The organism is Alkalimonas delamerensis, from assembly GCF_030717955.1.
GTDB lineage: Bacteria > Pseudomonadota > Gammaproteobacteria > Enterobacterales > Alteromonadaceae > Alkalimonas > Alkalimonas delamerensis.
In genome coordinates, this window is record NZ_JAUZVY010000003.1 from 230,570 (window position 1) to 243,582 (window position 13,013).

The 13,013-nt window shown below is 54.7% G+C and carries 11 protein-coding genes; 7 read left to right on the top strand and 4 right to left on the bottom strand.

The window, feature by feature from the left end; genetic code table 11:
* Nucleotides 1-19: 19 nt before the first annotated feature.
* From phoU to phoR, 3 genes are all read left to right on the top strand, one after another.
* Complete coding sequence (gene phoU / locus Q3O59_RS09405) at nucleotides 20-739, top strand: phosphate signaling complex protein PhoU (RefSeq protein WP_305945340.1); 720 nt, start codon at nucleotides 20-22, stop codon at nucleotides 737-739.
* A gap of 302 nt (nucleotides 740-1,041) precedes the next feature.
* Nucleotides 1,042-1,728, top strand: coding sequence for a phosphate regulon transcriptional regulator PhoB (phoB, locus tag Q3O59_RS09410; RefSeq protein ID WP_305945341.1), 687 nt, complete (start codon nucleotides 1,042-1,044; stop codon nucleotides 1,726-1,728).
* An 18-nt stretch (nucleotides 1,729-1,746) separates the two neighbouring features.
* Nucleotides 1,747-3,036: a phosphate regulon sensor histidine kinase PhoR gene (phoR, locus tag Q3O59_RS09415; RefSeq protein ID WP_305945342.1), complete on the top strand. Its 1,290-nt coding sequence runs from the start codon at nucleotides 1,747-1,749 to the stop codon at nucleotides 3,034-3,036.
* Between the two features lie 9 nt (nucleotides 3,037-3,045).
* On the opposite strand, the gene Q3O59_RS09420 is transcribed toward phoR, so the two are convergent.
* From Q3O59_RS09420 to Q3O59_RS09435, 4 genes are all read right to left on the bottom strand, one after another.
* A complete protein-coding gene (locus Q3O59_RS09420; RefSeq protein ID WP_305945343.1) occupies nucleotides 3,046-3,648 on the bottom strand; it encodes a DNA-3-methyladenine glycosylase I in 603 nt (200 codons plus the stop codon).
* Nucleotides 3,641-5,173 (bottom strand): Ppx/GppA phosphatase family protein, encoded by a 1,533-nt coding sequence (locus Q3O59_RS09425; protein ID WP_305945344.1) that lies wholly within the window; start codon nucleotides 5,171-5,173, stop codon nucleotides 3,641-3,643. The genes Q3O59_RS09420 and Q3O59_RS09425 overlap by 8 nt, the downstream gene beginning before the upstream one ends.
* Nucleotides 5,170-7,296, bottom strand: coding sequence for a polyphosphate kinase 1 (gene ppk1 / locus Q3O59_RS09430; protein ID WP_305945345.1), 2,127 nt, complete (start codon nucleotides 7,294-7,296; stop codon nucleotides 5,170-5,172). The genes Q3O59_RS09425 and ppk1 overlap by 4 nt, the downstream gene beginning before the upstream one ends.
* An 84-nt stretch (nucleotides 7,297-7,380) precedes the next feature.
* Nucleotides 7,381-7,887 carry a glycine cleavage system transcriptional repressor gene (locus Q3O59_RS09435; RefSeq protein WP_305945346.1) on the bottom strand — a complete coding sequence of 169 codons (507 nt, stop codon included), beginning with the start codon at nucleotides 7,885-7,887 and terminating at the stop codon, nucleotides 7,381-7,383.
* Nucleotides 7,888-8,185: 298 nt separating this feature from the next.
* Here Q3O59_RS09435 and Q3O59_RS09440 point away from each other — a divergent pair, with 298 nt between their 5' ends.
* Genes Q3O59_RS09440 through pstB form a run of 4 tightly spaced genes read left to right on the top strand, consistent with a single transcriptional unit; the run spans nucleotide 8,186 to nucleotide 13,010 of the window.
* Nucleotides 8,186-9,127, top strand: a complete 942-nt coding sequence (locus Q3O59_RS09440) for a substrate-binding domain-containing protein (protein WP_305945347.1) — start codon at nucleotides 8,186-8,188, stop codon at nucleotides 9,125-9,127.
* Nucleotides 9,117-10,835, top strand: coding sequence for an ABC transporter permease subunit (locus Q3O59_RS09445; protein WP_305945348.1), 1,719 nt, complete (start codon nucleotides 9,117-9,119; stop codon nucleotides 10,833-10,835). Before Q3O59_RS09440 ends, Q3O59_RS09445 begins: the two co-directional genes overlap by 11 nt.
* Nucleotides 10,836-10,843: 8 nt before the next feature.
* Nucleotides 10,844-12,211, top strand: coding sequence for a phosphate ABC transporter permease PstA (gene pstA, locus Q3O59_RS09450; protein WP_305945349.1), 1,368 nt, complete (start codon nucleotides 10,844-10,846; stop codon nucleotides 12,209-12,211).
* 7 nt (nucleotides 12,212-12,218) lie between these two features.
* Nucleotides 12,219-13,010: a phosphate ABC transporter ATP-binding protein PstB gene (pstB, locus tag Q3O59_RS09455; protein WP_369812376.1), complete on the top strand. Its 792-nt coding sequence runs from the start codon at nucleotides 12,219-12,221 to the stop codon at nucleotides 13,008-13,010.
* The last annotated feature ends 3 nt before the right edge of the window (nucleotides 13,011-13,013 follow it).

Here is a 13,013-nt window from a genome sequence, read left to right on the forward strand (position 1 = left end):
TCGGGATCAGAGGACATTGATGATGAATAAAATTACCGGACATTACTCTCAGTCGTACGACGATGAATTGAACGAAGCGGTCGACCGCCTGCTGACCATGGGTGCCCTGGTGGAGCAGCAGCTGCGCGACGCGATCAAAGCCTTTATCAAAGGCGATCGTGATTTAGCCTTGGAGGTTATTCAGACCGATCGTACCGTCAACACCCAGGAAATTGGCATTGAAGAGCATTGCCTGGAAATCATAGCCCGCCGTCAGCCGGCGGCCCGCGATCTGCGTTTAATTGTCGGGGTGCTGAAAAGCATCAACGACGTTGAGCGCATTGGGGATCAGGCCGAGCACATTGCTAAACAGCTACTGGATGAAGACTGCCAGCGCCCAACCGAAGCGCAGTTGGAAGACATTGAAATGATGGGCGATAAAGTGCTGCAGATGTTGCAGCAATCGCTATCAGCATTTAAAGAAATGGATGCCGCACTCGCTCTGGCGGTACTGAAACAAGATAAGCTGGTTGATCATGACTACGGTCGTATTTTGCGCCACAATCTCACCTACATGCTGGAAGATACCCGCCAGATCACCCGCGGCTTGCACTTGATTTGGGTTGCCCGGGCGCTGGAGCGGATCGGCGATCACGCGCAGAATATTTGTGAGTTCAGCATCTTTATTGCCAAAGGCCAGAACGTCAGTCACTTGTCGGAAGAAGAAGTGGAAGCGGTGGTCGATAAAGGCCGCAAGTAGGGCTGTACTTTGCTGCATACCACTGGGGCCTCTGGCCCCATTTTTCATAAAAGTGTCGCCAAACTGCCATGAAATGATCATCTGCTATCGGCATACTGTGATTCGATGGTGTTGTTCCTGCACTGTTGCTAACCCTGTTACCCTGGATTCGCCCTCCTGTCTGGAGGGCTTTTTTTTGATTTTAGTGTTAATATGGTGGGTTTTTATTGTCACTTTCTTAACTTGTTCGGGTTTTTTCATAAATCTGTCATAATAGCAGGCGATACTAAGCGCACTTAGAGAGTTAGCAGATAGGAAACGCTATGTCGCGACGTGTACTGGTGGTGGAAGATGAAGCACCAATCCGAGATATGCTGTGTTTTGTACTGGAGCAAAATGGCTATCAGGCAGCTACGGCAGAAGATGTCGATCAGGCGATGGACTCTTTAATTGAGCCCTATCCTGATTTGGTGTTGCTGGACTGGATGTTGCCTGGCGGCAGTGGCATTCAAATTGCCAAAAAAATGAAACAGCACGAACTGACGCGGCAAATTCCTATCATCATGATCACCGCCCGTGGTGAGGAAGAAGACAAGGTCAAAGGGTTGGAAGTCGGCGCCGATGATTACGTCACCAAGCCGTTTTCACCGAAAGAGCTGATGGCACGCATCAAAGCGGTGATCCGTCGTGTTTCACCGACCAGTCTGGATGATGTGATTGAAGTCCAGGGACTGCGGCTGGACCCGGTCGCGCACCGTGTCAGTGCTAATGATGAAGCGCTGGATATGGGGCCCACGGAGTTTCGTCTGCTGCACTTTTTTATGACGCACCCGGAGCGGGTCTACAGTCGTGAGCAGTTGCTGGACCATGTCTGGGGCACCAATGTTTATGTGGAAGACAGAACCGTGGATGTGCATATTCGCCGGCTGCGCAAAGCCATTTCACCGGCCGGTCATGATCGCTTAATTCAGACGGTACGCGGCTCCGGCTATCGGTTTTCTTTAAAATAAGGCAGGTAAGCAACACGCATGCGCCTTCTATTGTCCAAACGAGCGATCCTGTTCCGGGTCGCTTGCTTATTTCTGGTCGCTGCTTTGATTGGCAGCATCTGGAGTCTTGCTACTGAAGCCATGCTGCTGGCGGCCTTTGGGCTCTTGAGTTGGCACTACCTGCACCTGTTTAAAGTGGATCGCTGGCTGTGGCGCGACCGCAAGCTGACCCCGCCAGAAGGGCGCTGGAGCTGGCAGCAGATCTTCGATGGTATTTATTACCAGCAGCGCAAAGCCCGGCAAAAACAAAAGCAAATGCGTGCCGTTGTGCGGCAGTTTCGCGATGGTGCCGAAGCCTTGCCTGAGGCCATCGTATTGCTCTCGGATGAATGGACCATTTTGTGGTGCAACCGGTTGGCCCAGTTGTTGATTGGCCTGCGCTGGCCGCAAGACGAAGGTCAGCGTATCGACAACTTGGTGCGCCACCCAGAGTTTCAAAACTACCTGCATCGCCAGCAGTTTAAAGAAGCGTTAATTTTAACGGCGCACCATGCCCAGGAGCTGGTGCTGGAGTTCCGTTTTGTGCCTTATGGCGACCAGCAGTACTTGCTGATTGTGCGCGACATCACTCAGCTGAAACAGCTGGAGCAAATTCGCAAAGACTTTGTCGCCAACGTGTCGCATGAGTTGCGAACTCCACTCACGGTGGTGCAGGGCTATCTGGAAATGCTGGAGCCCGGCCAATTGCCGGATGAAGCCATGTGGCAGAAAGTGCACCCGGTGATGCTGGACCAAACGCTGCGAATGCAGGCCCTGGTGCAGCAGTTGTTGGCTTTATCGCGGATAGAGGCCTCTGGCCCGGTACAACACGAGCACATTGTGAAGGTACCGGAGCTGCTGCACTACCTGGAGCAAGAAGCCCAGTCGCTCAACCGGGAAAAGCAGCATCAGATAGAATTTCACATTGACGAGCAGTTGGTAGTGAAAGGCAGCGCCGATGAGCTGCGCTCTGCCTTTTCCAATCTTATCACCAATGCCATCAAGTACACCCCGCCCGGTGGAAAGATCAAAGTCAGCTGGCAGCGGCAGCACACCAAGGCGGTGTTCTCGGTCAATGACAACGGCGAAGGCATAGCGCCCAAGCATGTCAAGCGTTTAACCGAGCGCTTTTACCGGGTGGATCAGGCCAGAAGCCGTGCTACCGGCGGCAGTGGCCTGGGGCTGGCCATTGTGAAACACGTGCTATCGCGTCACAACAGCCGTTTGCTGATTTTCAGTGAGCCCGGTGCCGGTAGTAGTTTTTCTTTTAGCCTGGCGGCGGAAGACTAAAGCTCAGTATCAGCCTAGCCCAAGCACCGGATAGCTGTCGATAATCTGCTGGCGGCGAAAGCAGTTCAGGCTATGATCATTCACCATGCCACAGGCCTGCATATGGGCGTAGATGATGGTGGAGCCGACAAATTTAAAACCGCGCTGTTTTAAATCCTTGCTCATCGCATCGGATTCTTTGCTGGTGGCGCGGTAATCTCCCGGGCCACGGATGCAATTGACCAGCGGTCTGCCATCGACGAAGCGCCACTGGTAATCGGCAAAGCTGCCAAAGGCTTCCTGAATGGCCAAAAAGCAGCGGGCATTGTTGACCGCCGCTTCCACTTTTAACCGATTTCGGATAATGCCCGGGTCTTGTAGCAGCTGCTCAATCCGCGCGCTGTCGAAACGGGCCACTTGCCCGGCATCAAAGCCCGCAAAGACCTGGCGGTAATGCGGCCGTTTTTTTAGTACCGTGTACCAGCTCAGACCGGCCTGAGCCGCTTCCAGGGTAATAAATTCAAACAACTTTTGATCATCAAACAGCGGCACGCCCCATTCCTGATCATGATACGCCAGATAGTCCGGTTTGCCGGCATCCAGCCAGGGGCAGCGCTGCTGGCTGTCAGACATCGGTTGTATCCTCCATCAGCTCCGGCAGCTGCAACAGCACGCCAAGTTTACGCAGCCAACTGGCCTCTTGCTGCAAGTCAGCCAACAGCAGTGGCTGCTGCTGCAGCCAATCATGGGGCAGGTTCAAAACGATGCTGTGGCTGTCGGTCATCAGGCTGAATTCTGGCAGCCAGTCATCCCGCCGCTTTTGATTGAGCAACACCGTCAGGCGCAGCAAGACCAGCAAAGGCATTAACTGCTCTGGTGGATACAGGTACAAGGCTGGCAAACTAAAGCCTTTCAGTTTACTGCGATGGTAACGGACCAACCAGGCCAATACCTGCTGCTGCTCCTGGTTGAAGCCCGGCAGGTTGGCGTGCTGCAGGATATAAGCTGAGTGTTTTTGAATACCGGAGGAGTTGATCTGCAAGCCGATTTCCACTACCTGGCAGGCCCAGAGCACCAGCTGCTGTGCTTCGCTTGGTAGGGAAGCACCTGTACTAGCCTGGCGAAGCAACTGTCGTGCCGTGTGTTGCAAACGTTGGCTGTGAGCTTGATCAACCTGATAACGCTGCTGCAGGCTGTCGATGGTGCTTTGGCGGATATCTTGTTGATAGCGACGTTGGCGCATTTCATTCAGCACCCCTTCGCGCAGGGCTGCTTCGCAGTACTGCATGGCGGCAATATCCAGCATCTGAAAGGCGGCAATGGCAATGCACAGAGCGGGTGCCACCAGCGCTTTGCGATCCTCGCTCAGACCCGCCAGTTGCAGTTGTTGGGTATGACCGGCGGCCAGCAACAAGGCTTTTAAAGCCTGTAGGTCGGCCAATCGCAGTACACCATCGGTATGGAGCTGCTGCTGCAGGATATCGCGCAGCACTTTCACCGAACCTGAGGTGCCAAGCGCTTGTTGCCAGCCGGTTTTTTTAAAGCCATCGGCAATGGACTCCAGTTCCTGCTCGGCTTGCAGGATGGCGCGGGCAAAGCGTTTGGCGCTTAGCTTGCCACCGGGAAAAAACGTTTGGCCGTAACTGACGCAGCCCATGTTGCGGCTGCTTAGACGCAGTACTTCAAAGCCCTGACCCAGGGCAAACTCGGTGCTGCCGCCACCGATGTCCATCACCAGCCGGTGCTCGGCGGCATGCTCAAAGTGGGCAACCCCCTGATAGATGTAGCGGGCCTCTTCCTGGCCAGAGATAATTTCTATCGGATAAGGAAAGCAGCTGCGGGCACGGCGTAAAAAAGTCTGGCTGTTGCTGGCCCGGCGCAGCGTATAGGTGGCAATGACCCGCACCGCATCGGCCGGGATGCCGGACAAGGTCTCGGCAAACTGACGCAACACAGCGAGGCCGCGTTCGATGGCGGCTTCGCTTAACACCAGATCTTCGTTCAGGCCTTCGGCCAGCTGCACTTTCTGTTTTTCCCGGTGCAGCAACTGCAAATCGCCCGCCAGATCGCGGGCGATCACCAGGTGAAAGCTGTTGGAGCCTAAATCCACTGCCGCCATCAGGCTGGGTTGGGGCGTGGTTGTCGCAGTTTGATTCAATCGGTTGTCCTTGCTGGCTCGTCCGGCTGCAACGCAGCCAGATAATCGTAGGTGGCCTGTTGCGAGCGGATATTGCGTTTGTTGCCACGCTTCACATAGCTGTTGCTCTGATTGGCATCGAGCAGCCGCCCTTTGACGTTATCTTTCAGCTGGATGTGCAGGATGTCAAGAATTTGCTGCTTCAAACGCAAATCGTAGATAGGAACTCCAACTTCGACCCGGTGATCGATGTTGCGGGTCATCCAGTCGGCGGAGGAAATATACACCTCGGTTTCACCGCCATTGTGAAAGACATAGACCCGGCTGTGTTCAAGGAAACGATCCAGCACACTGACCACTTTGATGTGTTGACTGAGACCAGGTACGCCAGGGATCAGCGAGCACATACCGCGGATGATCATGCGAATTTTCACGCCGGCCTGACTGGCCTGATACAGCAGCGCGATGATTTCTTTATCCACCAGATTGTTCACTTTTAAAATAATTTCGGCTTTGCGCCCGCTGGTGGCAAAGGCGATTTCCCGCTGAATTAGCGCCATTAGCCGGGGTCGGCTCCAGGTGGGGGAGACAATCAGGTGCTGAAACTGATAGGGGCGGTAACTGTATTCAATAAACTCAAACACTTGGTCCACTTCAGCAGTGAGCTCTGGATGGCAGCTAAAGAGACTCATATCGGTGTAAATACGGGCGGTTTTTTCATTGAAATTGCCGGTGCCAATATGGGCATAGCGCATTGCTTTACCACGTTCCAATCGGGTAATTAAACAGAGCTTGGAGTGGATTTTCAGTGTGGTCAGGCCAAAGACCACATGAATGCCCGCCTCGGTCATGCGGCGTGACCAGTTGATGTTGTTTTCTTCATCGAAACGGGCTTTTAGCTCCACCACCACCACCACTTTTTTGCCGTTGCGCACCGCATCGACCAGGGAGCTGATCACCCGGGAGTTTTTGGCTACCCGGTACATGGTCAACTTAATGCTGCTGACTTTGGGATCAAAGGAGGCTTGACGGATCCACTCGGTAAAATAGCCAAAATCCTGATAGGGGTAATGCAGCAGGATATCGCTGGCGCGAATGGCATCGAAGCTGGTGGCATGCTGCTCAAACTCAGGGCTTGGCAGCGGCGGTAAGGGGGCAAACTCCAGGCTGTGGTGGCCCATGTTGGGGAAGCCGATGAAGTCTTTAAAGTTGCGGTAGCGTCCACCAGGGATCAACGAGTCGCCGGAGCTGGTGCCCAGCTGTTTGCGCAACACTTTCAACATGGCCTCTGGCATCTCTTTGTCGTACACCAGCCGTACCGGTTCGGATTTTAACCGTTGGCGGATCCCTTTTGACATTTTATCCAACAGGCTTTGATCCAGGGTGTCGCTGATGTTGTACTCGGCATCCCGGGTCATTTTCAGCGAGTAGCCTTGGATCTGTTCAAACTCAAAAAAGCCACTGAATAAGTCGGCCAGACAGAGTAGCAGGATGTCATCGAGCAGCAGCAATTGACGGCGGTAATGGCCGTTTTTCTTGCGGGTGTTCAATTCCAGTGGCAACTCAACAAAGCGAGACAGCTCCTGAGTGGGTACTTCGACAATGGCGTATTCGGGTTTGCCCTGACCGCTCATTTCGACGAATAAGTAGGTGGTATTGTCTTCCAGCGAGCGAGCCAGCCGCTGCTCTTCGTTGCTAAGAATAATCGGTGAGATGTGCTTTTTGACTTCACTGCGAAAGTAACTTCGGATCCACTCCAGTTGCTGTTCGGTCAGCCGGCTGTTGTCAATCAGCTCAATGCTGTGCTTGCGCAGCTCCAACTGGATATCTTTGTAGATTTGGTTGAACTGCTCGCCCTGTTCAATCACTTTTTGCTGAATGTCCTGCAGCAATTGCTCGGCATCTTCGTCCGGGCTGGCCTGGTACTTTTTCAATAAGATCCGGCGTTTCACATCGGCCACCCGTACTCGAAAGAACTCATCCATGTTGTTGGAGTAAATGCCGAGAAAGCGCAAGCGCTCTATCGCTGGATTGCGGGTATCGGCCGCCTCTTGCAGCACCCGGCCGTTGAAGGACAGCCAGCTTAGTTCGCGGGGGATCATCGGGACATGAGTGTGTTCTGAGTCAAAGGGGTTGGTATCCATAGCACGGCTCCTGATAGCTATGGTTGTACTCTATGGCATTTTTGTGACAGTTGGATGAAGCGGCCGAAGCCGCTGCAGAAAAGTTTAATTGGCGGTCTCAACATCCACCACCACATCGGTGGCAATGGCTTCCAGCGCGGCTATCACCTCATCACGGCTTAAACCGGGGGCCAGTTCAACGGTGGCGATGGCATTGAACAGGGGAGAGCCCCAGTTGGGGGCACTTTGCTTGGAGCTTTCAAAGTGGATGATGTTGGTGCCCTTGTGTTTAATCACCGAGGACAGCTCCCGCACGATGCCGGGGCGATCATTGCCGGTGATGACAAATTTTAGCAATTGCTGATTTTGTCCATCGCTGTCAATGCCATGATGAATGTGGATATCCAGATCGGCAATGGCTTGCAAGGCCTCAGTTAACTCGGCTAAGTCGGTGTCTGCAACTTCGAGTTGGACAATGCCGGCAAAATAACCAGCCAGATGACTCAGGTTACTGGCCATCCAGTTGCCATGGTGTTGATTGACCACAGTAGCCAATTGCTCTACCAGGCCTGATTTATCGCGTCCTATGACGGTCAGGACCAACTGCTTCATAGCGATTCCTTTTAATTCACATCGGTTGTCGTGGTTGTTTTTTAATTTTTTTAGGAACAGGGGGCTCCTTGCCCCTAAGTGTAGACCTGTGACGAAAATATTAAAGGCGCCTCCCAGATTTTTTTGTTCTAGGCTAGATGTTTTGTAAGTAAGCTGGCGTCAGTACAGACAAAAACAGCTCCGTAGAGGTCAACAAGCTCTGGCATCGGTGCTACTATAGCAGCATGTTCCCAACCAAGCCGCAGTGCTCGCGCTTGGATTGCCTCACAACCAGATTCAATCCAGGAGAAAATGGCATTTGAACCAGCGTATTGGCAGCATGCTGCTTGCCTTTTGTTTAGGCATTATGCTTTGCTGTGGCACTTTCCGGGCGCTGAGTGATGACCTGGCCAGGGTGTCACCGGGCCAACTTGCCGGCAATCTGACGTCCACGGGCTCGGATAGTTTGAACAGTCTGATGCAAGCTTGGTCGTTGCACTTTATGCAGCAACATCCTGGGCTCAATGTGCAAATTCAAGCCAGTGGTTCAGCAACGGCGGCGGTAGCCTTAACGGAGTCGACCGCCAACCTTGGGCCAATGAGCCGGCCCATGACGCAGACCGAGCGCCAGCATTTTGAGCGGGTGCATGGGTATCCGCCATTGGAAATACCGGTCGCACTGGAAAGTCTGGCGGTCTATGTCCATCGCAGCAATCCGTTGCAATCGATAGAACTTGCTGAGTTGGAGTCGTTGTTTTCAGTCGAGCCGCAGTGTCAGCCAGGGCGGTCTATCCGCCGTTGGTCTGAACTGGGGATAGCCTCGCCACTGGGACCTCGCAGTATCAGTCTGTTTGGCCGCAACTCGGCATCCGGTACTTATGGCTTTTTAAAGCAGCAACTGCTGTGCCATGGCGATTTTAAGCCAGAAGTGCATGAGTTGCCCGGTGCCGCAGCCGTAATTCAGGCGGTGGCTCTGGCAGAGAATGGCATTGGTATTGCCGGGACCCGGCACCAAAGCGCTGCTGTTAAAACCGTGCCGCTGATGCAGGATAAGCAGCCGATCGCTTTGCAGCGCACCTTGTACATTTATTTGAATGCGCATCCGGTGTTGGGGCCGGGGGCTGCGGAACTGGCTTTTATGCAGCTGGTGCTATCTGAAGCCGGGCAACAGCTGGCGGTGCAGCATGGATTTGAAGCCATGCCTTTGGAGACTCGAGTCGACTTATGGCAGCGATTAACGGAGGCGCTGCATGTGGACTAGACAAAGTCGGGACTGCTTCAGCCGATGGTTGGTGACTCTGGTTGGTTACAGCGTGCTTCTGGCGTTTGCCATCATCTTCGTTTTTTTAGTCTGGCAGGTATGGCCCTTGTTTCAGCCCGCCAGCATCAGTGCGCAGTCTTCAGCAGCAGAGCCATCCTTGCCCGACCGCTATCTGGTCGAAGCAAAAAAACACCCGTCTGACAGCGGCCCGCTTTGGCTGGACAATGGCCTGGATGAGCGGGTGCAGTTGCATGCCGATGGCCGTTTTCGCTGGTACCAGCGACTGAATGAGGATTGGCAACTCAGTTTGCAGGGCCAGCTGGCGCTTAGCAACTGGCAAGCAGCGACTTTACTTCCGGGCAGTAGAACCTTGTTGGTGGCGGATCAGCAGGCTCAGCTGCACTCCTGGTTTCGGCTGCATCAGCAGCTGATCGCGCGGCCGGGCATCGCCTTGCACCAGAGCGAGGTGCTGGCGCTGATCCCGTTGTCGGCCGATACCTTTTTCAGCCTGCACCCAGAGGTGTTGCACTGGTACCATGCAACCACCGGCAAGCGCCTGACTGAGCTGCGACTGCCGGATCAGCCGTTGCAACAGCTTCAGCTCAGTGCCGATCGTCAGCAGTTGCGACTGGACTGGGGTGCTGGACAGAGCAAGGACTACCAACTGCATTGGCAGCATCCTGCGGTGGCCGGCGGCCAGTTGTGGTCGAAGGTGCATTACGAAGGCCGGCGCGAGGCTGCTTATGTCTGGCAAACGGCGGCAGCAGCCGATGATAGCAGCCCACGTTTATCCTTGGTACCTCTGACCTCAGGTACCTTAAAAGCGGCGGCCTATGCCATGCTGTTTGCGACGCCTTTGGCGATTTTGGCTGCGGTCTTTACTGCGTTTTACCTGCCGGAGCGCTGGCGTCACCGGACGCGGGCCACCATGGAAATGCTGGAATCGATGCCAACGGTGATCCTGGGCTTTATTGCCGCCTTTTTACTGGCGCCCTGGTTGGAGAAGCAGTTGATGCTGTTTTTTGTGCTGCTGGTGTTGGTGCCGGCCGTCTTGCTAGTGTGCAGTGGACTCTGGTTTCACTGGCGCCAACGGCAACAAAAGCAAGCCGAGCAGCCGGGCGCTCTGCTGCTGCTGTCGCTGGTCGCAGGCGTTGTGTTGGCGCTGATGCTGGCGCCCGTGCTGGAGCATGCCTGGTTCGATGGCAGCTTGCAGCTCTGGCTGGCCGGGCAGGGTATTGACTATCAGCAGCGCAATGCGTTGATTATTGGCATGGCGATGGGGCTGGCGGTGATCCCCTGCATCTTCAGCCTGACCGAAGAGGTGGTTTCCCAGGTACCAGCCTCGCTCACGCAAGGGGTGCTGGCGCTGGGAGCCAGTCGCTGGCAAACGTTAAGCAGCATGGTGTTGCCAGTGGCCGCACCAGGGATCCTGGCGGCGATACTGCTTGGGCTTGGACGGGCGCTTGGCGAAACCATGATTTTAATCATGGCAACCGGCAATACCCCGCTGCTTGGTTTTGACCCTTTTGAAGGCATGCGTACTCTGACCGCCAGTCTGGCATTGGAAATGCCGGAGGCGGCGGTCGGCTCCAGTCATTTTAAAGTTCTGTTGCTGGCAGCCTTGTTGCTGCTGGTGTTAACCTTCTTGATCAATACGCTGGTGTCCTTGCTCAGACAACGGATCCGTCAGCGCTATCAGCAGCTTTAGGAGCTACAATGCGGCAATGGTGGCAACAAGGCAGTCCCTGGGTATGGCTTAGCGCTTCTGCCTTGCTGTTGTGCCTTGGCCTGTTTATGGCGTTGTTGGGACTGATTGCGGTGAAAGGCATGCAGCACTTTTGGCCTGCGCCCTTGGTGCAATTCCAGCTTAGCGAGCAGGACACACCCCAGCTGGGCCGATTGGTTCGCCAGGTATCGGACCGTTCCGAGGCGGCGACAAACGGGCTCTGGCTGCTGGACCGTGGTGATGGGCTGAGCAAGGAGAATGCGGAGAATACGGCTTCGTCGGGGCGTTATCTGCTGCTCGAAGCGCAGCAGCTTTTGCCTGAGCGACCATCGAATGCAGTGCTGGTGCAGCTGCATGATGGCCGCACCCTTTATGGCACCATGCTTGACGCTGCCGAGGTTTGGCAAAGCCAGGAGCAGGCAGAAACCGGGCTTTGGCTGGAACTGGCTTCACAACGGCCGGTACTGCTTCCGGCAGAGGATATCCGTGCCTACTGGTTGCCCAATCAGTTAAGCTTGTGGCAGCGAGGGGCGGTTTTCTGGCAGGAGTGGCGTCACTTTTTGACAGCAGCACCCAGTCAAAATCAAAGTGCCGGTGGCATTTTCCCGGCCATCTTTGGGACTTTGGTGATGGTGCTGTTGATGGCGGTGCTGGTGACGCCTTTTGGCATTTTGGCGGCGATTTACTTGCACGAGTATGCGCCGAAAAACTGGCTGACTCAGCTAATTCGCACCAGTGTTTACAACCTGGCCGGCATTCCATCGGTGGTCATGGGGGTCTTTGGGCTGGCCTTTTTTGTCTATGTGCTGGGTGGTAGTCTTGATCGTCTGTTCTACGCGGATCAGCTGCCAGCTCCCACTTTTGGCACGCCCGGCCTGTTTTGGGCGGCCTTGACCCTGGCGCTCTTGACGCTACCAGTGGTGATCGTGGCTACCGAAGAAGGACTGAGCCGTTTGCCGCAGGCTCAGCGGCTGGGCAGCTTTGCGCTGGGCGCGACTCAGGCTGAAACCATCTGGAAAGTAGTGGTGCCTCAGGCGGCTCCGGCCATGTTGACCGGTCTTATCCTTGCCATTGCTCGTGCCGCCGGTGAGGTAGCGCCGCTAATGCTGGTGGGGGTGGTGAAGTCTGCACCGCAGTTGCCGGTCGATATGCAGTTTCCGTTTATTCATCTGGAGCGAAAGTTCATGCACCTGGGCTATCATTTGTACGATGTTGGTTTTCAAAGCCCGGATGCCGAGGTCGCCATGTCGCTGGTGTATGCCATCGGCCTGGTGTTGTTGACACTGATTTTGCTGCTGAACCTGAGTGCCTTTTTGTTGCGCCAGCGCTTACGCCGTAAGTACCGGTTAATTGATTAGAGTGACTATGCCAACAGCTATGCAAACCACTATGCCAACTACCATGCAAACCAAAGTAGCCATTCGTGATTTCTCGTTGTGGTTCCAGCATCAGCTGGTGCTGGACTCCATTGAGTTGACCATCCCGCCCAATCAGGTGACTGCCTTGATTGGTCCGTCCGGTTGTGGCAAATCCAGCTTGTTACGGGCGATGAACCGGATGAATGAGCTGATGATTGATTGTCGCAACCAAGGGCAGGTTCTGCTGGATGGTCAGAACATTTACCAGCCAGAGACCGATGTCGCGCGATTGCGCTGCCGGGTTGGCATGGTGTTTCAAAAGCCCAACCCTTTTCCCAAGTCGGTCTACGACAATGTTGCCTTTGGCTTGCGCCTGCAGGGCGAGCGCAGCCGGCGGCATCTGGATGAGCAGGTTGAGTCGGCTTTAAAGCAGGTTGGGCTATGGAGTGAAGTGAAAAGTCGCTTGCATCAAAATGCGTTGACCCTATCGACCGGCCAGCAGCAGCGGCTGGTGATCGCCAGAGCCATTGCACTGCAACCCGAGGTGCTGCTGCTGGATGAGCCGGCTTCGGCACTGGATCCGATTTCTACCCTGAAGGTGGAGGAGCTGATCTACGAGCTAAAAGCCGCCTATACTGTGGTGATTGTGACCCACAATATGCAGCAGGCAGCGCGGGTGTCGGATTACACCGCTTTTTTGAATCAGGGACGGCTGGTGGAGTGGGCCGCCACCCATACCATTTTTACGCAGCCTGCCTCGCAGCAAACCGAAGATTACATTACCGGCCGTTTTGGCTAAGGA

What these genes read in the sequence shown, in the direction of transcription:
- phoU (WP_305945340.1), top strand. Translation starts at nt 20, where the DNA reads ATGATGAATAAAATTACCGGACATTACTCTCAGTCGTACGACGATGAA.
- phoB (WP_305945341.1), top strand. Translation starts at nt 1,042, where the DNA reads ATGTCGCGACGTGTACTGGTGGTGGAAGATGAAGCACCAATCCGAGAT.
- phoR (WP_305945342.1), top strand. Translation starts at nt 1,747, where the DNA reads ATGCGCCTTCTATTGTCCAAACGAGCGATCCTGTTCCGGGTCGCTTGC.
- Q3O59_RS09420 (WP_305945343.1), bottom strand. Translation starts at nt 3,648, where the DNA reads ATGTCTGACAGCCAGCAGCGCTGCCCCTGGCTGGATGCCGGCAAACCG.
- ppk1 (WP_305945345.1), bottom strand. Translation starts at nt 7,296, where the DNA reads ATGGATACCAACCCCTTTGACTCAGAACACACTCATGTCCCGATGATC.
- Q3O59_RS09435 (WP_305945346.1), bottom strand. Translation starts at nt 7,887, where the DNA reads ATGAAGCAGTTGGTCCTGACCGTCATAGGACGCGATAAATCAGGCCTG.
- Q3O59_RS09445 (WP_305945348.1), top strand. Translation starts at nt 9,117, where the DNA reads ATGTGGACTAGACAAAGTCGGGACTGCTTCAGCCGATGGTTGGTGACT.
- pstA (WP_305945349.1), top strand. Translation starts at nt 10,844, where the DNA reads ATGCGGCAATGGTGGCAACAAGGCAGTCCCTGGGTATGGCTTAGCGCT.
- pstB (WP_369812376.1), top strand. Translation starts at nt 12,219, where the DNA reads ATGCCAACAGCTATGCAAACCACTATGCCAACTACCATGCAAACCAAA.